The sequence below is a fragment of the Kribbella sp. NPDC058245 genome (assembly GCF_042882005.1).
Classification (GTDB): Bacteria; Actinomycetota; Actinomycetes; order Propionibacteriales; family Kribbellaceae; genus Kribbella.
Genome location: NZ_JBHVWY010000003.1, coordinates 386,177 through 406,827, shown reverse-complemented (window position 1 = coordinate 406,827; position 20,651 = coordinate 386,177). Strand labels below are relative to the sequence as shown.

The following is a 20,651-nucleotide window of genomic DNA, read 5'->3' as shown; positions in this document are numbered from 1 at the left end:
ATGGTCAGAACTACGCATGCAGTCTCGATGGGACCCCAGAGGTGGTCAAGGTACGGTCACTGGCCGAATCCGGTCAGGTCTCTTGACGCTCAGGACTGTGAGGCGGCCGCTTCCTCGATGGTTAGACCACTGAGTACGGATCGTGGCTCGGCGATCGTCAGATCCCGCTCCGGATCGGCGGCCTCGTCGCGGACCTTGACCAGCAACCAGTCCTGGTTGGTGCGGGTGAAAGCCCACGCGCCGGTCAGCTTGATGCCGTGCAGCTGCACCTTGATGTGACCGCGCTCGATGGCCTCGGCCGCACTCCCCGGCGTCAGGTTCGTGTAGACGCCGGCGTCCCAGACGATGACATTGCTGCTCTCGTACGACGCGTACTCGAGGTCGTGATCGGTGGTGAAGACGGCGAGCCGCTTCACCACCGGATCCAAGGACGGCCCACGCGGGACCGCCCACGACTTCAGGACACCGTCAACCTCCAGCCGGACGTCGTAGTGCAGCCGCCGTGCATCGTGCAACTGCACTACGAAGATCGGCCGGTGGCTCAAGCGGCAGCTGCCGCAGGGGGTTCGAGCCGATCCCGGAGCCGGTCGAGGATGCCGCGGAGCAGGCGCGAGACCTGCATCTGGCTCACCCCGATCTCGGCACCGATGTCGGCCTGGGTCTGCCCCTCGACGAACCGCAGTTCCAGAATCCGCCGCTCGCGCGGCTTCAGCATGGTCAGGGCCGGCGCCAGTACGGCGACCGCCTCGGTCTGCTCGAACGCCATGTCCTCGTCGGCGATCGTGTCACCGAGCCGGGCCGCGGAGTCGCCGTCCAGCGGACGGTCGAGAGAGAGCACGGAGAAGCAGCCGTCGGCCGCGATCGCGTCCTCCACTTCGTTGACCTCGGCCCCTATTTCGGCGGCGATCTCCGCCTGGGTGGGCTCGCGGTGCAGGTCCTGGACCAGTTGCGGCCGGACGGATGCGATCGAACCCTGCAGCTCCTGCAGGCGACGCGGGATCCGGACCGTCCAGGAGCAGTCCCGGAAGTACCGTTTCACCTCGCCGCGAATGGTCGGGACGGCGTACGCGAGGAACGGCGTACCCGTCGACGGGTCGAAACTTCGGGCGGCCTTCACCAGACCGAGGTACGCGACCTGGTCGAGATCGTCGGACTCCACTCCCCGGTTACGGAAGCGGGAGGCGATGCTGTGGGCCACCCCGAGATGCAACTCAATCGCTTGATCGAGCAGCTCTTGACGGTGGTCTTCGTCGGTACTCGCGGCCCGTTCGCTCAACAGAGCCCGGGCTTCGCTGTCCCGCTGATCGGCACGATGCCGGGCGGTGCTGGAAACTGTAGTGCTGTTCATGTTCTGACCTCGCGACGTGAGTCACGGCGCGGCACATGTCTGGACCACGGTCAGGACCTTGCACCTCATTCCTACCCCACTTGGACCCCGTTATGCATCTCCGTGGCACATACAGCTTCGTTGTGCTTCGTGATCAATCCGAGTTATCGCTAACGCCGCGTCACAATGCGGTTGTAGTCTTGTCGCTGCCATCCCCATCGCCGCCCCTGTCACGAAGTCAGGTCGCTATGCCTCTCGCCTCTTCCCCGGCCAAAGGTTCCCCCGATACCCAATCCACGGGTGACGTCCAGATCCGCGTCGGCGGCCGCTGGGTCGCCGGGCACGAGCTCGGCCGTCGCGCCGACGAGGTCCTGGTCAGCCACCACGGTCACCTCGTCTGGGTCGACCGCGCGGCGGTCCGTCCCGCGCAGTAATAGCCAAGCCCTAGTGACACACTGCCGGAGTGGAACTGCGGCAGCTGGAGTACTTCGTGGCGGTGGCGCACGAGCGCAGCTTCACCTTGGCCGCCAGGCGTTTGCACGTTGTTCAGAGTGCGGTGAGTGCTGCGATCGCAGCACTTGAACGGGACTTGAAGGTCACACTCTTCGAGCGCAGTGCCCAGCGCGTGGTGCTCACCGAAGCCGGTACGGCGTTGCTCCCCGAGGCGCTCGCGGTGATGGACGCCGTACAGGGTGCCCGTGATGTCGTCGACGAACTGGGAGCCGGCCTACGGGGGTCGGTCCGCGTCGGGCTGCTGCCCGGGCTCGGCCTGATCGATCTGCCGGCCGCGGCCGCTGAGTTTCGCAGACGGTATCCGAATGTCGAACTGCAACTGAGAGTCAACGCCGAGGGCTCTGCCGGGATTATCGTCGCGCTGCGTAATGGTGACATCGATGTCGGCTTCCTCGGCGTACCGCAGGGCAGTGTGCCTCGGGAGCTGACGACCTGGGAGTTGCTCAAGGTTCCGCAGGTGCTCGCCGTACCGGTCGGGCATCGGCTGGCGCGGCGCCGGTCGGTCCGGGTCGCGGATCTGGCCGATGAGGAGTTCGTCGACTTCCCGCCGGGGTTCGGAACCCGGACGCTGATCGACCAGACCTTCGAGGCCGCCGGGATCGCACGCCAGGTGGTGGTCGAAGCGCTCGGTATCGAGAACGGCGTCCAGTTCCTGGCTCAGGGAGTGGGCCTCGGCATCCTCCCCGCGTACGCCGTCGCCGGGCTGGACGCGGTGCGCGTCGTACCGATCGTGGACGAGACCTTCCAGTGGTCGCTCTACATGGCGACGCTGCGGAAGCGGAAGCCGACCGCGGCTTTGCGGGCCCTGATCGGGCTGGTCGGCACTCATCTGCAGCAGCCGCCGGGGACTTCGCTGGGCGAGCAGATGCATCAACAGAACTGATCCTGCCATCGATATGAGTCGTTGGATTTGATCCATCGCCGGACGCACGCTTGAGGTGTCAGCAAGAAACGACATTCTCGAAAGGCGCATGACGATGACTGAGAACAGCAGGGTCGCGATCGTGACCGGCGGCTCGAGTGGGATCGGCCGCGAGGCGGCTGCCCGGCTCGGCCGCGACGGATTCGCGGTCGTGATCGGCTACTCCGGCAACAAGGACCGGGCCGAGTTGGCCGTCAAGGAGGTCGAGGCCGACGGCGGCCGCGCGATCGCCGTACAGGCTGATGTTGCCGACGAGGGTGCGGTGACTGCGCTGTTCGACCGGGCCGAGCAGGAGTTCGGCGGGGTCGACGTGGTCATCAACGCGGCCGGCATCATGCCGCTCGCGCCGCTGGCCGAGCTCGACCTGGAGGTCTTCGACGACATCATCCGCACGAACCTGCGCGGCACCTTCGTGGTCGACCAGCAGGCCAGCCGCCGGGTTCGCAACGGTGGCGCGATCGTCAACATCTCCAGCTCGCTCACCCGGCTCGCCCGCCCGGGCTATTCGGCGTACGCCGCCAGCAAGGGTGGCGTCGAGGCGATCACGCTGATCCTGGCCCGCGAACTGCGCGGCCGCGACATCACCGTGAACGCCGTCGCCCCCGGCCCGACCGCGACCCCGCTGTTCCTCGACGGCAAGCCGCAGGAACTGATCGACCGGATCGCCGCCGAGCCGCCGCTCGAGCGCCTCGGCCAGCCGTCCGACATCGCCGAGATCATCGCCTTCCTGGCCGGCCCGGCCCGCTGGATCAACGGCCAGGTCATCTACGCGAACGGTGGTTCGGCAGCATGATCGTTCTGATCAGTGGCGCGTCCAGCGGCTTCGGTGCCCTGACTGCCCGCGCTCTCGCCGATGCCGGTCACACCGTGTACGCCGGAATGCGTGACCTCGCCGGACGGAATGCGGGCCCTGCGGCAGAGGCGACGGAGGCTGGTCTGCGAGTTGTCGAGTTGGACGTCAGCTCGGAGGCCTCGGCGCAGCAGGCGGTCGACACGGTCGTCGGTGCCGAAGGGCGGCTCGACGTACTGATTCACAACGCGGGTCACATGGTCACCGGGCCGGCTGAGGCGTTCACTCCGCAGCAGGTGCTGGATCTCTATGACACCAACGTTGTTGGGACTCAGCGGCTCAACCGGGCGGCGCTGCCGGTACTGCGTGCGCAGGGCGATGGGCTGGTCGTGTGGGTTGGTAGCTCGAGTACGCGCGGTGGGACTCCGCCGTACCTGGCGCCGTACTTTGCGGCGAAGGCTGGGATGGACGCGCTGGCTTCGAGTTATGCGTTGGAGCTGGCGCGATTCGGGATCGAGACGACGATCGTCGTACCGGGTGCTTTCACGCACGGGACGAACCACTTCCTGCACAGCGGTTCGCCGGCTGACACGGACGTGGTCGCGGCGTACGAGACGAAGTACGCCGGGTTGATGGATCAGGTTGGTCAGCGCCTGGCTGAGCTGGAGCCGGAGTGGTCGGACGTTGCTGAGGTCGCTCGGTTGATCGTGTCGGTGGTCGACACCGAGAAGGGCAAGCGTCCGTTCCGAGCGAGCTACGACCCGTCGGACGACGGCGCGATCGTGGTCAACGCGGTCGCTGATCGGGTTCGGTCCGAGTTCTTGCATCGGGTCGGACTGGAAGATCTCCTGCACCCGGTCGCATGACTGTCTACACGCACTTCCTGCCGCCCGAGTACGTCGCGGCGGCGGAGCGAGCCGGGCATCTCCGTCCTGACGGACTGCCCGGCTGGCCGACCTTTCCTTCAGGTGATATGGTGTCGATCCCGTCGCCAGGCGTCCACTTCGGGGATGACTTCCGGGCGCAGGTGCTGTCTCGTCGGGTGAACGAGTTGGCCGCGGAGCTCCGCACTCAGCGACCCGGCTGCACCTTCCTGGCCAGCCTGCCGCTGCCGGACGTCGACGCGGCGCTGGCAGAACTCGATTACGCGTACGACGTCTTGCGCGCGGACGGGGTGATTCTGCTCAGCAATGTGACTGGGCTCTATCCGGGTGAACCTTCGTGGGAGCCGGTGTGGCGAGCCCTCAATGCGCGGTCCGCCCAAGTGCTTCTGCATCCGACCTCACCACCGCAGTGGCGACAGGTCGCGCTGGATCGGCCCCGCGCGTTGATCGAGTTCCCCTTCGAGGTGGCTCGGGCGGTGACCGACCTGACGCTGACCGGCGTACTGACGCGCCATCCCGACATCCGGTTTGCTGTCTCGCACGGCGAGTTGCTGCCGGGTCTTGCGGACCGCGTCGAGGCGGCCGGCGGGGACACGGCGGTGTGGGAGAACTTCGTGGCCGTCGACTGCTGCGCTTAGGTACCCCGGCGGGCCCTGACAGCTCCGCCGGGGTGGCTTAGTTGATTGACTCAACAAGCACCGGATCGTACGTGGCAAACGCTCTCACGGGGAGAGGCGTCTCAGAAAGAGACCAGTGGGGCAGCCGGTGACGAGTTGCTGACGCGTCGGGCTTATCGTTGGTAGTTGCAACCAATATCTGGCTGGGTGAGGCAACGCCGGCCGCTTTCCGCCCCGAGGACAGTGCTGATCCACTGCTCTCGGCCGAAGCGACCCCGCGGACGAACGGAACCCGATGTCAGCCACCCGCACCGAGGCCACCGCTTCGGCAACGGCGCAGTTCGATGCCCCCACTCGTTATCGATCCAAGTACAGCTCCGAGGAGCCGGCGGCCGTCGTACCGGCGCCTTCTGCTCCGGGCGCCGATCCTGAGCTGACCCACCGGGAGATCCTGGAGATCCTGGCCGGGTTGCTGGCCGCGCTCTTCACCGCGGTGCTCAGCTCGACGATCGTCAGCAACGCACTGCCCACGATCATCGCCGACCTCGAGGGGTCGCAGACGCAGTACACGTGGGTCGTCACCGCCAGCCTGCTCGCGATGACCGTGTCCACGCCGGTCTGGGGCAAGCTGTCCGACCTGATGAGCAAGAAGCTGCTGGTGCAGCTCGCGATCATCATGTTCGTGGTCGGCTCCGCGCTCGCCGGTGCAGCTCAGAACGTGCCGTTCCTGATCGGCGCGCGCGTGCTGCAGGGTCTGGCGATGGGCGGCCTGATGGCGCTGGCCCAGGCGATCGTCGGCGCCGCGATCCCGCCCCGCAACCGCGGCCGGTACTCCGGCTACATGGGCGCGGTGATGGCGGTCGCGACCGTGTCCGGTCCGCTCGTCGGTGGCGTGATCGTCGACACCTCGTGGTTGGGGTGGCGCTGGTGCTTCTACGTCTGCGTCCCGCTGGCGGTCATCAGCCTGATCGTGCTGCAACGCTTCCTGCACCTGCCGGTGATCAAGCGACAGATCAAGCTCGACTACCTCGGCGCCGTACTGATCGCCGGCGCTGCCAGCCTGCCGCTGATCTGGGTCTCGTTCGCCGGTACCCACTTCGCGTGGTGGTCCTGGCAGACCGGCGCCTACCTCGGCGGTACGGCGTTGCTCGCGCTGCTCGCCGTGATCGTCGAGACCCACGCGCGTGATCCGCTGGTCCCCGTCACGGTCGTGCGTGAGCGCACGACGGCGCTGGCAATCCTGGCGAGTCTGTCGGTTGGTATTGCGATGTTCGGTAGCGCGGTGTTCTTGGGGCAGTACTTCCAGGTCGCGCGTGGATACAGCCCGACCGAAGCCGGTTTGTTGACGATCCCGATGATGCTCGGCTCGTTCTTCGGGTCGGTCGGATCGGGTCAGTTGATCACGCGGTTCGGGAAGTGGAAGCGGTACCTGGTTCTTGGCGGGCTGTTCCTCACCGTCGGTCTCGGGTTGCTCGGGACGATCGACCACGAGAGCCCGTACTGGTACGTCGGTGCCGGGATGCTCTCGATGGGCATCGGCATGGGCATGATGATGCAGAACCTGGTGCTCGCCGTACAGAACACCGTCGACGTCAGCCAGGTCGGCGCCTCGAGCGCCACCGTCACCTTCTTCCGCAGCCTCGGTGGTGCTGTGGGCGTCTCTGTCCTCGGTGCTGTCCTAGCCAACCGCGTCACGGACCTCATCACTCGCAACCTCCGAGCCCTCGGCCCAGAGGCGGCCGGCGCCGCACCGGGTGGTTCGGGCGGCTCGGTCCTCGACGTGAACTCCCTGCCCGCACCGGTCGCCGACATCGTCCGCCACGCCTACGGCGACGCCACCGGCCACATCTTCGTCATAGCCGCAGCCGCCGCAGCCGTAAGCCTCCTAGCCGTCGTCTTCATCCGCGAAGTCCCTCTGCGTCAAACCGTCGCCATGACCGAAGAAGACGCCGACCTCGCGGCCGCCACCGCCCCAGCCGCCGCCGGCCCGGGCGTCGTACCGGGTGGGGCGGGCTCGGGCGTTGTGCCAGGTGGGGCGGGCTCGGGTGCCGCATCGGGTGTCTCGGGTGATGGGGCAGGAGCCGACGGCGCTGGACTGGGCGCCGACGGATTGCTGGTCGACGCGGGGCATTCGCCCGACGACCCTGCCGAACGGGCTGCGGTGATCGCGCTCAACGTGATCACCTCGGCCGAGCGAACCGCTCGCGAACGCGAACGCGAAGCGAACGAACGCGTCCACGCTGCCGCGACCACGATCCGCCAGATGCGTACCGACGTGGCCGACCTCTTCACCCGGGTCGACCAACAGATCGCCGAACTCGAGGGCACCCTCCCGGACGCGATCCCGCACCCGGCCGCCGCCATCCTCGACGCCCAACGCGGTCCCGGCGAACTGTCCGACGAACTCCGCCGCTACGAGCTCAGCGTCCTCAGCGCCAGCCAACGCACCGCGGACCACCTCCGCGAAACCGCCAAGGCCGAGGCCGACCACCTCCTCACCGAAGCCCGCGCCGAAGAACAAGAGATCCGCACCCGCATAACCGAACTAGAAGCCGTCGAACACCACCTCCTCACCAAAATCCGCGACGGCCTCTCCAACACCCCCACCCCACCCGCCTCCCCACCCTCCATCACCCCCACTGCGCCCGCGCCCGCGGAGACCGTCGTACCGGATGGGGCGGGCGCGCCGACCCCAGCACCGACGGAATCCGGGCCGACCGCGGAGACCGGCGTACCGGCTTCTTCCGGGGCACCGGCTCCACATCCGCCGGCCGCCCAGGCGCCGCACGCTGTCATGCCCCCGTCCCACCACGCCGGCAACGGCTACCCCGAGGTAGAACACCGCCAACCCTTCGGCTAACCCACGTCGTGCACCCCTCAACCACATCCCCGGCCGCAGGACGGTTGGTGGGTGCACAAGGTGAGCAGCCCCAGCGACCTTGTGCACCGGTCAACCACATCCCCGCCCACCACCTGGTCGAGGGGTGCTCAAGGTGCGCGGTGGTCGCGGGCGAGCGCCCCTCCGACCGCGAGTCGGATGCGCGGGGCTGGGGAGCGGAACTGACCTGTATCGACAGGTAAATGCCCCCAGCCCCCCGGCAGCGGACACGTAACCGGCTACCGCATTGCCGACCTCAGCCACAGCCCGTTAACTACAAGCAACGGGTACCGCGGTCGCCGAGCCCGCACCATCCGGCTCAGCCACAGACCGGCGCAACCCGCCGGCTTCAGTCGGCCGCCGGCGGCCGAGTCATCCTCGGACGCAGCTTTGCGTGGAGTTACTGCCTCCCAGCGGCAGTAACTCCCCGCAAAGCGAGCCCCGCCGCGATCAGCGCCGCTAACGTCCGAACGGGCGGAGGGCGGGTCTCCGATCCTTCGGACGTTGGCGCGGCGGCTCGCTGTCGAAATCAACCCCCGCCCGTTCGACCGGCATCTGATGGGTTCACCCATCAGGTTGTGGGTTCTGCACCCGCATGAGAGTCCGGAACCCACAATCTCGTGGGTCAACCCATGAGATGGGATCCGGGGTGACGAGACTCGGCGGACCGGGTACGGCGTACGGGGAGTGGTGGGTGGTCGGCGGAAGGACAGGACATATGCGTCCATCACGGGGGTGACTGCCTCCTGTCGGGCGGGTGTCGGGGGTGGGTGGGATGCTTTCGGGGTGGAGACGTGGGATGTGGAGCGGGTGCTTGCGTTGGCGCCTGATTCTGCGGCCGCGAAGGCGGGGCAGGGGTTGGCTCGGGCGGCCAAGTGGTCGGGGGTGGGGAGTTCGGCGCGGGCGGTGTGGGGGTTGTGCCAGGGGAGTGGCAAGCAGCCGTATCAGACTGCGGTCGATGTGAGCGGTCCGGCGTACAAGTGTTCTTGTCCGAGCCGGAAGTTTCCGTGCAAGCACGCGCTGGGGTTGCTGTTGTTGTGGGCCGGCGGTGAGGTTCCGCCGGGTGATGAGCCGGAGTGGGTGGACTCGTGGGTCAGCAAGCGGGCTGAGCGGCCGGAGCGGAAGCCGGGGGAGGTTGTTGATCCGCTGGCTGCGGAAGAGCGGACGTCGCGCCGGGCCGATCGGGTGTCCGCGGGCATGGCGGAGCTGGCGAGTTGGCTGGATGACCAGGTGCGGCAGGGGCTGGGCGGATTCGACCAGCGTGCGTATACCGAGCTGAGCCGCTTGGCCGCTCGGATGGTTGATGCGCAGGCAGGTGGTGTTGCAGGTGCGGTACGGCGAGCTGCCGCGGTGGTCGGGCGCGGTCACGGTTGGCCCGGCGAGCTGCTCGAGGAGTTGTCGCTCATCCATCTGATCGTCTCCGCGCACGCGCGGCTGGCGGACCTCCCGCCCGCACTCGCCGACACCGTGCAATCCCGCATCGGCTGGACTGTCGAAACTGCGCGCGTCCTGGCTGAAGGTGAGAAGGTCGAGGACGACTGGCTGGTACTCGGCCGCATCATCGAGCCCGACGACCACCTCACCGTCCGCCGCGTTTGGTTGCGCGGGGCAACAACCGGTCGCCTCGGTCTGCTCCTCAACTTCGCCGCCGGCGGTCGTCCCCTCGACCCCCTGCCGGCCCGACCGGGTGAGTACGTTCCCGGCGTCCTGTCCTACTACCCCGGAGCTCTGCCGATGCGCGCGCTGCTCACCCAGTCCGCACCCCGCCTCCCCGCACCGCGCCCCGCCGGAACCACAGCCCACCGAGCACTGGCGTCGTACGTCGAATCCGTCGCCGCCGACCCGTGGAACGAACGCTGGCCGCTCGTCCTCCAAGACGTCCGCCCAGCCCGGTACGGCGAAGGCTGGGCTCTCGTCGATCTCGAAGGCGACGCCTTGGAACTCCTTCCCGGGATAGACCCCTGGAAGCTCCTCGCTGTATCCGCGGGCGATCCGATCACCGTCGCCGGCGAGTGGAACCGGGCCGGCTTCCGCCCCATGACCTGCTGGCACGCAGACCGCCCGGTGATCCTATGAAGGGCTGGGATGGGCTGGTCAGCTCGGCGCTCCTCGGAACTGAGCGGCGACCTGCGCACTTCGAGGAGTTGCCGGAGGCGATCCAGGAACAACTCGGCGAGGGCGGCTTGCTGGACGCGGCTGCCTTGGCAACGCTCTATCGGCGCGCAGGGCGCAGACCTCTCCGCGACGTCGAGCCGCTCCCGCAGGTCCCCGGTGAGGATCGGCCGTTGCCGAGGCCGGTGGCGATTCGGCGGTTGTCGGCGATGCTTGGCGGATTCCAGTCCACCGCGCTCGGTGAGTGGTTGAGGGCCGCGGATGCACGCGGCTGGGGCGTACCGCCGGAATTCCTGCCGGCGCTGGCCGACCATGCCCGCAACCGCGCGGAATACCGCCCGCTCGTGATCACCGCCGCCGGTCGTCGCGCACATTGGCTCGCGGAGCTCAACCCAGACTGGCGGTTCCTGCACGCGGCAGTTGCTGACAGCAACAACACCGAGCTCTGGACCCACGGCGATCCGATCCAACGGAGAAGCTGGCTGCGCGACCTCCGCCGTACCGATCCCGTCGCAGCGCTGGAAGAACTCCGTGAGGTCTGGCCGACCGAGTCCGCCGCAACCCGCACCGACTTCCTCGGCCTGCTGACCGAAGGCTTGACCGACGCCGACGAGGAGTTCCTCGAAGCGGCGCTCGACGATCGCTCCCGAGAAGTACGCCGACTCGCCGCGACCTTGCTCACCCGCCTACCAGGCAGCCGCCTCAGCCAACGCATGACCGAGCGCCTCAACGCGCATCTGCTCGTCACGCAAGACGTGCTCAAAGTCGACCTACCGAGACAGCTCAACGCGAGTATGGAACGCGACGGCCTCGACTCCCAGCTCACCGAAGGAATCGGCAAGCGCGCCAACTGGTTCCGCCAGATCGTCGCCGCCACCCCGCTCGCGGCGATGGACCTCGCCTGGTTACAGCTCCCGGTCGAAGGGTGCGCGCCGGAGGTATTGCAGGCGGCCTGGACCGAGGCTGCGATCCGCGAAGCCAACATCGACTGGGCCCGCGAACTACTCAAGACCGGTGCCAACACCGGCACCCGCAGCCCCGCCGAACTCCTGCGGCTTCTCCCACCCGACGAATGGGCTCGCGCCGTCGAGGCGCTCCGCAAGACCGTCGACATCACCGAACTGGTCGGCGGCCTCCCCGTCCCTTGGCCGACAAGCCTCGCCACCATGCTGCTCGACCAACTCGCCAAGGTCGGCACGGCTCGCGACTGGGCCCGCCTGGCCAGCGTCACCGCCCGCGCCGTACCTCCCGACGTACTGAACCATCCGATCACCCGTGAACCAACCGGCGAAGAAGACACCTGGCGCCGCCGGCTCGTCGAAACCCTGACCTTCCGCCGCGAGCTTTATGAGGAGCTGTCATGACCACTGAAGTACTGCGGCCGCATGCCGAGACCGAGTACGCCGACGAGCTCGCCGCGCTCAAAGCGGCGGACGACCGGCCGCGGCCGCCGGCGTGGTTGCTGTCGCCCGCGGCAGTGGTCACCTACTTGCTCGGTGGACGCGCCGGTGACACCGAGATCACCCCCAAGTACGTCGGTCCGCGGCGGCTGATCGAGGTCGCGGTGGCGACGCTCGCGACGGATCGGGCGCTGCTGCTGCTCGGTGTCCCCGGTACGGCGAAGACGTGGGTGAGCGAGCATCTCGCGGCCGCGATCAGTGGGGACTCGACGTTGCTCGTGCAAGGTACGGCGGGCACGGCCGAGGAGGCGATCCGGTACGGGTGGAACTACGCGCAGTTGATTGCCCAGGGCCCCAGTGAGGCCGCGTTGGTACCAAGTCCGGTTCAGCGCGCCATGGCGGACGCGAAGATCGCCCGGATCGAAGAGCTGACCCGGATGCCGTCTGACGTCCAGGATGCGTTGATCACCATCCTGTCGGAGAAGACGCTGCCGATTCCCGAGCTGGCGACGGAAGTCCAAGCCCGCAAGGGATTCAATGTCATTGCCACGGCCAACGATCGTGACAAGGGCATCAACGAGCTCTCGTCCGCATTGCGTCGCCGGTTCAACACCGTCGTACTCCCGCTGCCGGACAATGCGGAGGATGAAGTCGAGATCGTCTCTCGCCGGGTTGCTCAGCTCGGGTCGGCGCTCGAGCTACCGCAGGCCGATGACGCGCTCGATGAGATCCGGCGCGTCGTGACGATCTTCCGTGAACTCCGCTCGGGCCGGACCGAAGACGGCCGTACGGCGGTCAAGTCGCCGTCCGGAACGCTGTCGACCGCAGAGGCGATCAGCGTGGTGACCGGCGGTCTCGCACTGGCCGCGCACTTCGGGGACGGTGTCCTACGACCGACAGACATTGCCGGGGGCATCCTTGGCGCGGTCGTGAAGGATCCGTCGGCGGACCGCGTGGTGTGGTCGGAGTACCTGGAGACCGTGGTTCGCGAGCGCGATGACTGGGCGCCGTTCTATCGCGCTGCCCGAGAGATTTCGGGATGACCGTCCATCTGCTCGGGATCCGGCATCACGGGCCGGGGTCGGCGCGCGCCGTAGCAACGGCGCTCAAGACGCTAGAGCCCGATATCGTGCTGATCGAGGGACCGCCCGAGGCGGACAAGGTCGTCGGGCTGGCCGCGTCCGAGAAGATGGAACCGCCGGTCGCATTGCTGGCTTATGCGGTGGATGATTCGACGCGGGCGGCGTTCTGGCCGTTCGCGGTGTTCAGCCCGGAGTGGCAGGCGATCAAGTACGCGCTCGCGGCCGACGTACCGGTGCGGTTCTGCGATCTGCCGGCCGCACACCAGTTCGCGTCGACCGGGCGAGAGGGGCGGCGCGGGGCATCGATGGATCCCTTGGCGACGCTTGCGAACGCGGGCGGGTACGACGATCCTGAGCGCTGGTGGGACGACGTGATCGAGTCGCGTCGGGACGGCGCCGAGCCGTTCACGGTGATCGCCGACGCGATGCGCGAGCTGCGTCACGACGAGGAAGAGAGTGGTCGTGAGGCGCAGCGCGAGGCCTACATGCGGACGGTATTGCGGAAGGCGATCCGCGAAGGTTTTGAACGGATCGCGGTCGTCTGCGGAGCCTGGCATGTGCCCGCGTTGGAAGCTCCGTTGCCCCCGGCAACACATGATGCGCGCATCCTGAAGGGTTTGCCGAAGCGGAAGGTCGCCTGCACCTGGGTGCCCTGGACGCATGGCCGGCTCGCGGCGGCCAGCGGGTACGGCGCCGGTATCACCTCACCGGGTTGGTACCACCACCTGTTCACGGCGCCCGACCAGATCACCACCCGCTGGCTGACCAAGGTCGCTCAGGTACTGCGGGCCGAGGACCTGCCGGTGTCGAGCGCCCACGTGATCGAGGCCGTGCGCCTCGCCGACACGTTGGCTGCACTGCGGGAACGGCCGTTGGCCGGGCTGAGTGAGGTGACCGAAGCAACTCGTGCGGTCCTGTGCGGAGGCAACGACGTACTGCTGAATCTTGTCACTCGCGAAGCGGTCGTCGGTGAGCTGCTTGGAACGGTTCCGGGAGAGACGCCACAGGCACCGGTGGCCGCCGATCTCGCGGCGCAAGCGCGGCGGCTAAGACTACGCAGAGATGCGACCGAGCGCGTGATCGAGCTCGATCTGCGTAAGGCGAACGACCTGCAGAAGTCACGGCTCCTGCATCGGCTGCGGATTCTTGGCGTGCACTGGGGTGCCCCCGCGGCCGATGAACGGCGGGCGCAGGGCACGTTCCGCGAGATGTGGAAGCTGATCTGGGACCCCGGCCTCGAGGTTGAACTCGTTGCTGCAGGCGCCCACGGTACGACGGTCGTCGGCGCGGCGACCACGGTGATGTTGCGCGCGGCCGACGACGCAAACACGTTGGCAGACGTCACGGCAGCGTTGGAGAAATCGTTGCTGGCGGCCCTTGATGACGCCCTGCCTGCCTTGCTGGCCGGTGTCGACACAAGGGCTGCCGCCGATGCGGATGTCGGCCATCTGATGGCGGCGCTGCCTGCCCTCGCGCGTTCATCCCGGTACGGCGATGTGCGCGGTACCGATACCGCCGGGCTGGCCGCGGTCGCGAGCCGGATGGTGTCGCGGATCTGCGCCGGCCTCGGCCGGACCGTGCACGGACTCGACCCGGACGCGGCGACCGCCGTACAGGAATTGATCGACGGCGTCCAGGATGCCACTGCTCTGTTGACCGAGGATGTGCGGGCTGAGTGGCTGGAAACCCTGCAGGGGTTGAGCGATCGGCCGTCTGTGCCGCCGCTGATCCGCGGGCGGTTGACGCGGTTGATGCTCGACACGTCGAGGCTGCCGGACCAGGAGATCGCCCTCAGGCTTGGTCGCGCGCTCTCACCCGGTACGCCGACTGTGGACGCGGCCGGGTTTGTTGAGGGGTTCCTCGCCGGTGGCGGTCTGCTGCTCGTACACGACGAGCGGTTGCTGGGTCTGGTTGACGCCTGGCTGGGTGGAATTCCGGATGACGCGTTCGTCGAGGTTTTGCCGTTGCTGCGAAGGACTTTTGGGACTTTCGCGGCACCCGAGCGGCGGACGATCGGCGCCCGGGCAAAGGTGCTGGCCGATCCCGGCAGCGCTGTGGTTGCTGATGACAACGATCTCGACGCCGAGCTGGCCGCCTCCGTGCTGCCGGTGGTCGCGCAATTGCTGGGGGTCTGATGGACGAGCGACTAAGGCGCTGGCGACTCGTGCTCGGCAGCGAGGCCGACCCCGAGACCGGTACGACGCTGTCCAGCACCGACCAGTCGATCGACAAGGCGCTCGCCGCCCTGTACGACGCCGCGCCGGGCGACCACGGTGGTCAACGAGCCGCCGGACTTGGATCCTCCGCTCCGAGAGTTGCCCGCTGGCTGGGGGATATCCGCCAGTACTTCCCGAGCACGGTCGTCCAGGTGATGCAGCGCGACGCGGTCGACCGGCTCGGCATCACGCGGATGCTGATGGAGCCCGAGCTGCTGAACGCGGTGGAGCCGGACGTACATCTGGTCAGCACGTTGATGGCGCTCAACGAGGTGATGCCCGAGGAGACCAAGCAGACCGCGCGCGAGGTGGTCGGCCGGGTGGTCGCCGAACTGGAGGCGCGGCTGGCGGAGCGCACCAAGGCCGCGGTCACTGGCGCACTTGATCGAGCTGGCCGGACGGGTCGGCCGCGGCACTCCGATATCGACTGGGACCGGACGATCCGGGCGAACCTCAAGCACTTCTCACCCGCGCTCGGCACGATTGTCCCGGATCGCCTGGTCGGATATGCACGGCGGAATCACAGCGTGCAGCGGGACGTCGTACTGGCGATTGATCAGTCGGGGTCGATGGCGGAGTCGGTCGTGTACGCCGCGTTGTTCGGGGCGGTGCTCGGGTCGATCCGGACCTTGAAGACGAGTCTGGTCGTGTTCGACACCGCGGTGGTCGATCTGACCGACCAGCTGGAGGACCCGGTCGACGTACTGTTCGGGACCCAGTTGGGTGGTGGCACGGATATCAACCGGGCGCTCGCGTATTGCGAGCAGTTGGTCACCAAACCTTCGGAGACCGTTCTCGTGCTGATCTCCGATCTCTACGAAGGTGGAGTGCGCGAGGAATTGTTGCGGCGGGCCCGTGGTCTGGTGGAAGCAGGTGTGCAGGTGATCGCGTTGCTGGCCTTGGCCGACTCCGGGACACCGTCGTACGACGCCGAGAACGCCGCGGCGCTCGTGGAGCTCGGCGTACCGACTTTTGCTTGTACACCTGATCGCTTTCCCGACCTGATGGCGGCCGCGATTCGTCGCGACGACATCACCAGTTGGGCCTCGACCAATCTGTCCTGATGGGGCGAGGCCCAACGAATGTCAGCTGTGCGTGACGGTGACGTTGTAGATCACGGTCTCGCCGTAGTTGCTGGTGTCGCAGGGCGAGGAGTTCGTGCAGTTCGCCTGGGTGTAGACGCCGGCCTTGAAGTAGCCGCCGGTGAACGACTTCGGGATCGTTGCCTGGAGCACGTTGTTGTAGTACGCCTTGATCGATCCGTTGCTGACCACGAACTTCGCCTGGAACCGCTTGCCCAGCGTGTAGTTGCCGTCGACAAGCTTGTAGTGCGTGTCGTTCTCGTTCGTGACATACAGGCTGGAGCCGTCGAGGCGGAACGTGGACATGTCGTTGCCGTTGTGGATCTGGCCGGCGACGACCTGCGGCTTGGTGTTCGGCCGGTGCGTGATCGCCTCGTCGATGATCATCGTGTGGGTGCCGGAGGTCGAGGACCAGGAGGCGGCCGACGAACCGCGCATCTCGCGCAGCTCGGAACGGGCATAGGTGGTGTTCGGGGTGGTGACGCCGTTCACCGCGTTGCGGAAGCGGACGCCGTTGCAGTTGGGCTGGTCGATGAACCACGGGCTCAGCTCATAGCTGTCGAGCTGGGGCTGGCCGACCTCCAGCACCTGCGTGCCGGACTGGTTCGGGTTGTCGACCGGCAACTGCACCTTCCAGTTGGCCAGATTCAGTACGTCGGCCGGCGTCGTACAGGCCGTTGTTGCTGCAGTGGCGGGCACGGCCGCGGCGGATGCGGCGAGCAGTGCGGTGGCCAGGAGTGCTCGGACGAACATGCTGTTCTCCTTCGGGGGCGGTGGGCAATCATCAGAACCGCTGGGCTTTGTCGACCTGGTTGATCAACGGGTCCCCAGCGAGGAACCGACGGGTGTTCTCCAGCAGTACGGCGAATCGTCGTTCGGCCGCATGTGGCCCTGCCCCGGCCACATGCGGAGTGATGAGTACGTCGGGCCGCGACCACAGCGGGTGGTCGGGCGGTAGTGGTTCGGTCTCGAACACGTCGAGCGCGATACCGCCGAGCTGTGCTTCGGCCAGGTCGTCGAGCCGGACGGTGGGACCGCGACCGACATTCACGAAGAAGGCGGTCGGCTTGAAGTGCTTAAGGCGTTCGGCGTTGATCATGCCTTCGGTCTGCGGGGTGTGCGGCACGGTCAGTACGACGACATCCGCATCGGGCAGCAGTTTGTCCAGCCTGTCCACCGGGTGCAGCGCGTCAAACCCCTTCGGTGCCTCGGTGATTCGGGCATCAACGCCGATGACCGTCGTACCGAACTCTGCTAGTAGCCGCCCAACCTCAGCCCCCACCGCGCCGACGCCAACAATGAGCGCCGACGCCTCACCCAACGGCAAGACCGACCGCGGATCCCAGTCCGGCGCCCACCGTGCGGCCTGCTGGTCGCGGACGTAACGCGGCAACCCCCGAGCCATCGCCAACACCAACGCCAACGTGTGAGTGGCCACATGATCGGTGTAGGTGTCCCGCATGTTCGTCACCGTCACGGGATGGTCAACCAGCGCCGGGTAGTAGAAGTCCGGTGCCGGCCCAGCCTGCGGAGCCTGCAACCACCGAAGCCGCTCAGCCCGCCTCAACAGCTCCGGAGCCAGTACGCCGTACGCCGCGTCCGCCTGCTCGATAGCCCCATCGCCAATCACCACCCGCACTCCCGGTACGGCGGCCTCCAACCGGTCCGGCCAGGCAGCAGTCTCCGGACTCTGAGGCGGAAGCATCGCCAGCACCACGGGGGTCATGGGCGTGCCTCGGCGATTGCGGTGCGTATGCGTTCCAGGCGTGTCTTGGAGGCCAGGCCTGCGTGGTAGTACCTCACTCCGGTGGCACCTGCTTCTAGCAACTCCGTGACGCCGTCCCAGTGCTCATTGAGGGCCGTCACGTTTGCCACCAACGGGATGTCGGTTCGCTGGGCTGCTGCCTTCAACTGGCGGGCGGCCGCGCCGGAGTCGCCCCAGCACTTGAGGACGAAGGCGTCGGGTGCGACACCTTGGAAGTCCACGCCGACATCGGGACCGGTCACCCATGGGTCATCTGTTGCCATGAGCAACACTCGGCGGTCTCCGGCTAGCGACTTCGCCTCGCGGACCAGTTCGGCGATGACGGTGGCTCGGTGGTTGAGAAGGGCGGTGGCATCGACGTTGGGCGCGGGTGCGCCGTGCAGCTCGGCGTCGACGGCTGCTCGCACCGACTGGGCCATGCGGTCGGCGTCGGAGCCCAGCGCCGTACGGCAGGCAGGGCAGAAGCAGAGGGAGAGCAGACGGCGGGCGGTGACCGACAGTTCGGCTCCGTCCGTCTTCTCGTGGTGACTGCCGTGGTCGAAGCCAAGCCAGCCACACGCCTCGAGCATCAGCGCTCCGACGTCGTACTGGGCGCAGACCTCGCTCACGAGCGTCAGCGCGTACTCGCGGACCGCCTGGTGCGACGGGCACAACGCATACGGATACCGCTCGCCGTACGCGTTCCACACGGTCACCTCCGGGTGAGCAGCACCGACGGCAGACGAGTGAGTCAGCACGAGCCACGCCTCGACCGATAGTCCAGCGGCGGTGAGCGCGGCGGTCGCCGTACCGAAGCGGTCGGGGTTATCCACAGCCCAGCTGGGGGCGAGTGGGCGCAGGCCGGACCAGCGGTCGTCGCGGATCGGGAAGTACGCCGCCGCGTGCTCAGCGTGGACGACGCGGTGGGCCGGGTGCCACGGGGTGATGCCGCGGACTGCGTGGTACGCCGCCTGCAGGGTCACGGTGTCGGCGCCCAGCTCAGCGATCCGTACGGCGGCGTCCGGGTCGCCGACCAGGTCCCAGGTGTACGCGAAGACGCCGTGGCTCACGATCCACACTCCTCTTCGGTAAGCGCTTGCCGGATTCAGGGTAGATCCGGCGGGTCGCTCGCGGCAAGAGCTGAGAAGGCGGTTTCATATCCACAGGTTGTGCATGACCTTGTGGATCAGTGATCCTGAGAAAGGGATTTCAGAGGGAGGTGGGTCGTCTGCAACGGGTGAAGATCACCGACGTCGGTGCGGCCGCCGGGGTTTCGCCGGCCACTGTGTCCCGGGTCCTGAACGGCACGGCCAAGGTCGACGCCGCCCTCGCTGACCGCGTCCAGACGGCGGTCCGCACCCTCGGCTACCGTCCGAACGCCGCCGCCCAAGGACTCGCGCGCGGACGCTGGGGCACGATCGGCGTGCTCGTCCCGGACCTTGCCAACCCGTACTTCCCGGAGATCCTCAAAGCGGTCAGCGCCGTCGCCCGCGCCAACGGTCACCGCGTGATGATCATGGAGTCCGAGGAGAACCCGGCCGTCGAGCCAGAACTCGTCGCCGACCTCCTCCGCAGCTGCGACGGCCTCCTACTCTGCTCACCCCGCATGCCCCGCGACCAACTCGTCGACCTCGCCGACCGCGGACACCCGATGGTGCTCGTCAACCGCATCGTCCCCGGCCTCGCCGTACCGTCGATCTCGGTGGACTTCTACGGCGGTACGACGCTCATCTGCGGGCATCTCGCTCAACTCGGCCACCGCGAGGTCGCGTACCTCAGCGGGCCGGAAACCTCGTGGGCCAACGCCGAACGCATCCGCGCGTTAGAGGCCGCAGCCGCCTTCGGTCTCCACGTAACGGTCATCCCCTGCGGCGCCACCGCCGCCGACGGTCACGCGACCGCCGACCAGATCCTCCCGACGGGTGCCACCGCTGTCGTCACCTACAACGACCTCGTCGCCCAAGGTGCACTCACCAAACTCGCTCAGCTGGGCGTCGCCGTACCGGATGATCTCTCGGTCATCGGCTTCGACAACTTGTCGCTCGACTGGTCCGGCCAAACCACGCTGACCACCGTCTCGATGCCCCGAGACGACCTAGGCCGGCAAGCCGCCAACCTCCTCGAACATCTCATGACCGGTACCCCCGACACCAACCCCCATCTCCTCCCCATGCAACTCCTCATCCACCAAACCTCCGCCCGCCCGCGCCACCACTGATGGCACGAGACACCATCTGACGGCCGGAGACCTGATGTACGGGGTCTCCGGTCATTCCCCGGTGTCTCCGGCCAATGTTTGAGGGCCCGCGCCACCACTGGTGGCATGAGACACCATCTGACGGCGGGAAACCGGGCGTGCGGGGTTTCCGTCCGTCCCCCGGTGTCTCCGGCAGCTGTTTGGGGCCCCCCACCACCCCTGGTGGCCCGGGACAGGCAGCTATGGGGCGGGACAGGCAGCTATGGGGCGGGCAGCTGGCGCTGGAAAAGTGGTGGCTTGGGGTTCGGGGGCGCTTTACCTTGTGGATATGGAGATTGGGGAGGTTCGGGCGGAGGAGTACGGGCGGGCGGCTGAGCGCTCGACCATGCGCGCAAGGAGTTTGCGGCGACGGCGGTGGACGTGAATGAGCAGAACCCGCAGGCGGTTGGTTTCTACGATCACTACGGGTTCAAGCTGGTGGGCCGGAGCGAGCGGGACTCGACCAACAAGCCCTACCCGATCCTGCACATGAGGCTTTAGCCGGCGATCTCGAGGATGTCGATCTCGGTGTAGGGGTCGGCCTCGGCGAAGCGCAACGCCCAGCGGACCGCGTCTTCCTTGGAGTCGACGCGGATGATCGACAGTCCGGCGACGAGCTCCTTGGTTTCGGCGAACGGGCCGTCGATGACGCGCGCCGGGCCAGGCTCGGCGACCGAGATCCGGGCGCCGTGGGCGCTCGGCATCAGGCCCTCGGCGACCAGGAGGATGCCGGCCTGCCGCATCTCTTCAAGGACGGCATCCGCCCGCGCGAGGATCTCTGCGGACGGCGGGTTGCCGGCTTCGAGCGAGTCGTTCGTCTTGTGGAGCAGCATGAACCGCATACCGCC

18 protein-coding genes are annotated in these 20,651 nt (G+C 67.5%); 12 read left to right on the top strand and 6 right to left on the bottom strand.

Features of this window, described 5'->3' with window-relative positions; translation table 11 throughout:
• Positions 1 to 89: 89 nt before the first annotated feature.
• Positions 90 to 521, bottom strand: a complete 432-nt coding sequence (locus tag ACFVWG_RS08385) for a DNA polymerase ligase N-terminal domain-containing protein (protein ID WP_391542500.1) — start codon at positions 519 to 521, stop codon at positions 90 to 92.
• A 20-nt stretch (positions 522 to 541) separates the two neighbouring features.
• Positions 542 to 1,348, bottom strand: coding sequence for a SigB/SigF/SigG family RNA polymerase sigma factor (locus ACFVWG_RS08380; protein WP_391542499.1), 807 nt, complete (start codon positions 1,346 to 1,348; stop codon positions 542 to 544).
• Between the two features lie 227 nt (positions 1,349 to 1,575).
• On the opposite strand from ACFVWG_RS08380, the gene ACFVWG_RS08375 reads away from it, so the two are divergent.
• The 11 genes from ACFVWG_RS08375 (at position 1,576) to ACFVWG_RS08325 (ending at position 15,805) form a co-directional block, all read left to right on the top strand.
• Positions 1,576 to 1,761, top strand: a complete 186-nt coding sequence (locus tag ACFVWG_RS08375; RefSeq protein ID WP_391542498.1) for a hypothetical protein — start codon at positions 1,576 to 1,578, stop codon at positions 1,759 to 1,761.
• 29 nt (positions 1,762 to 1,790) lie between these two features.
• A complete protein-coding gene (locus ACFVWG_RS08370; protein ID WP_391542497.1) occupies positions 1,791 to 2,723 on the top strand; it encodes a LysR family transcriptional regulator in 933 nt (310 codons plus the stop codon).
• Positions 2,724 to 2,817: 94 nt separating this feature from the next.
• Positions 2,818 to 3,555 carry an SDR family oxidoreductase gene (locus tag ACFVWG_RS08365; RefSeq protein ID WP_391542496.1) on the top strand — a complete coding sequence of 246 codons (738 nt, stop codon included), beginning with the start codon at positions 2,818 to 2,820 and terminating at the stop codon, positions 3,553 to 3,555.
• Positions 3,552 to 4,418, top strand: coding sequence for an SDR family oxidoreductase (locus ACFVWG_RS08360; protein ID WP_391542495.1), 867 nt, complete (start codon positions 3,552 to 3,554; stop codon positions 4,416 to 4,418). The genes ACFVWG_RS08365 and ACFVWG_RS08360 overlap by 4 nt, the downstream gene beginning before the upstream one ends.
• Positions 4,415 to 5,074 (top strand): amidohydrolase family protein, encoded by a 660-nt coding sequence (locus tag ACFVWG_RS08355; protein ID WP_391542494.1) that lies wholly within the window; start codon positions 4,415 to 4,417, stop codon positions 5,072 to 5,074. Before ACFVWG_RS08360 ends, ACFVWG_RS08355 begins: the two co-directional genes overlap by 4 nt.
• 274 nt (positions 5,075 to 5,348) lie before the next feature.
• Positions 5,349 to 7,913: an MFS transporter gene (locus ACFVWG_RS08350; RefSeq protein ID WP_391542493.1), complete on the top strand. Its 2,565-nt coding sequence runs from the start codon at positions 5,349 to 5,351 to the stop codon at positions 7,911 to 7,913.
• 804 nt (positions 7,914 to 8,717) lie between these two features.
• Positions 8,718 to 10,007, top strand: coding sequence for an SWIM zinc finger family protein (locus ACFVWG_RS08345; protein WP_391542492.1), 1,290 nt, complete (start codon positions 8,718 to 8,720; stop codon positions 10,005 to 10,007).
• Positions 10,004 to 11,407 (top strand): DUF5691 domain-containing protein, encoded by a 1,404-nt coding sequence (locus ACFVWG_RS08340; RefSeq protein WP_391542491.1) that lies wholly within the window; start codon positions 10,004 to 10,006, stop codon positions 11,405 to 11,407. Before ACFVWG_RS08345 ends, ACFVWG_RS08340 begins: the two co-directional genes overlap by 4 nt.
• Positions 11,404 to 12,486, top strand: a complete 1,083-nt coding sequence (locus ACFVWG_RS08335; protein WP_391542490.1) for an AAA family ATPase — start codon at positions 11,404 to 11,406, stop codon at positions 12,484 to 12,486. Before ACFVWG_RS08340 ends, ACFVWG_RS08335 begins: the two co-directional genes overlap by 4 nt.
• Complete coding sequence (locus ACFVWG_RS08330; RefSeq protein WP_391542489.1) at positions 12,483 to 14,660, top strand: DUF5682 family protein; 2,178 nt, start codon at positions 12,483 to 12,485, stop codon at positions 14,658 to 14,660. The genes ACFVWG_RS08335 and ACFVWG_RS08330 overlap by 4 nt, the downstream gene beginning before the upstream one ends.
• On the top strand, positions 14,660 to 15,805 hold the full coding sequence (locus ACFVWG_RS08325) for a VWA domain-containing protein (protein WP_391542488.1): 1,146 nt from the start codon (positions 14,660 to 14,662) through the stop codon (positions 15,803 to 15,805). Before ACFVWG_RS08330 ends, ACFVWG_RS08325 begins: the two co-directional genes overlap by 1 nt.
• A gap of 21 nt (positions 15,806 to 15,826) precedes the next feature.
• Here ACFVWG_RS08325 and ACFVWG_RS08320 read toward each other — a convergent pair whose 3' ends face one another.
• Genes ACFVWG_RS08320 through ACFVWG_RS08310 form a run of 3 tightly spaced genes read right to left on the bottom strand, consistent with a single transcriptional unit; the run spans position 15,827 to position 18,637 of the window.
• Positions 15,827 to 16,576 (bottom strand): polysaccharide lyase family 7 protein, encoded by a 750-nt coding sequence (locus tag ACFVWG_RS08320; RefSeq protein WP_391542487.1) that lies wholly within the window; start codon positions 16,574 to 16,576, stop codon positions 15,827 to 15,829.
• Between the two features lie 31 nt (positions 16,577 to 16,607).
• A complete protein-coding gene (locus ACFVWG_RS08315; RefSeq protein ID WP_391542486.1) occupies positions 16,608 to 17,528 on the bottom strand; it encodes a D-2-hydroxyacid dehydrogenase in 921 nt (306 codons plus the stop codon).
• Between the two features lie 17 nt (positions 17,529 to 17,545).
• On the bottom strand, positions 17,546 to 18,637 hold the full coding sequence (locus ACFVWG_RS08310) for a hypothetical protein (protein WP_391542485.1): 1,092 nt from the start codon (positions 18,635 to 18,637) through the stop codon (positions 17,546 to 17,548).
• A gap of 167 nt (positions 18,638 to 18,804) precedes the next feature.
• Here ACFVWG_RS08310 and ACFVWG_RS08305 point away from each other — a divergent pair, with 167 nt between their 5' ends.
• Positions 18,805 to 19,785: a LacI family DNA-binding transcriptional regulator gene (locus ACFVWG_RS08305; RefSeq protein WP_391542484.1), complete on the top strand. Its 981-nt coding sequence runs from the start codon at positions 18,805 to 18,807 to the stop codon at positions 19,783 to 19,785.
• A 515-nt stretch (positions 19,786 to 20,300) separates the two neighbouring features.
• Here the strand turns inward: ACFVWG_RS08305 and ACFVWG_RS08300 are convergent.
• Entirely contained in the window at positions 20,301 to 20,645 is a 345-nt protein-coding gene (locus ACFVWG_RS08300; protein ID WP_391542483.1) for a YciI family protein, read from the bottom strand.
• Between the last annotated feature and the right edge of the window lie 6 nt (positions 20,646 to 20,651).

What these genes read in the sequence shown, in the direction of transcription:
- ACFVWG_RS08355 (WP_391542494.1), top strand. Translation starts at nt 4,415, where the DNA reads ATGACTGTCTACACGCACTTCCTGCCGCCCGAGTACGTCGCGGCGGCG.
- ACFVWG_RS08335 (WP_391542490.1), top strand. Translation starts at nt 11,404, where the DNA reads ATGACCACTGAAGTACTGCGGCCGCATGCCGAGACCGAGTACGCCGAC.
- ACFVWG_RS08315 (WP_391542486.1), bottom strand. Translation starts at nt 17,528, where the DNA reads ATGCTTCCGCCTCAGAGTCCGGAGACTGCTGCCTGGCCGGACCGGTTG.
- ACFVWG_RS08365 (WP_391542496.1), top strand. Translation starts at nt 2,818, where the DNA reads ATGACTGAGAACAGCAGGGTCGCGATCGTGACCGGCGGCTCGAGTGGG.
- ACFVWG_RS08350 (WP_391542493.1), top strand. Translation starts at nt 5,349, where the DNA reads ATGTCAGCCACCCGCACCGAGGCCACCGCTTCGGCAACGGCGCAGTTC.
- ACFVWG_RS08320 (WP_391542487.1), bottom strand. Translation starts at nt 16,576, where the DNA reads ATGTTCGTCCGAGCACTCCTGGCCACCGCACTGCTCGCCGCATCCGCC.
- ACFVWG_RS08300 (WP_391542483.1), bottom strand. Translation starts at nt 20,645, where the DNA reads ATGCGGTTCATGCTGCTCCACAAGACGAACGACTCGCTCGAAGCCGGC.
- ACFVWG_RS08375 (WP_391542498.1), top strand. Translation starts at nt 1,576, where the DNA reads ATGCCTCTCGCCTCTTCCCCGGCCAAAGGTTCCCCCGATACCCAATCC.
- ACFVWG_RS08340 (WP_391542491.1), top strand. Translation starts at nt 10,004, where the DNA reads ATGAAGGGCTGGGATGGGCTGGTCAGCTCGGCGCTCCTCGGAACTGAG.
- ACFVWG_RS08330 (WP_391542489.1), top strand. Translation starts at nt 12,483, where the DNA reads ATGACCGTCCATCTGCTCGGGATCCGGCATCACGGGCCGGGGTCGGCG.
- ACFVWG_RS08360 (WP_391542495.1), top strand. Translation starts at nt 3,552, where the DNA reads ATGATCGTTCTGATCAGTGGCGCGTCCAGCGGCTTCGGTGCCCTGACT.
- ACFVWG_RS08325 (WP_391542488.1), top strand. Translation starts at nt 14,660, where the DNA reads ATGGACGAGCGACTAAGGCGCTGGCGACTCGTGCTCGGCAGCGAGGCC.
- ACFVWG_RS08380 (WP_391542499.1), bottom strand. Translation starts at nt 1,348, where the DNA reads ATGAACAGCACTACAGTTTCCAGCACCGCCCGGCATCGTGCCGATCAG.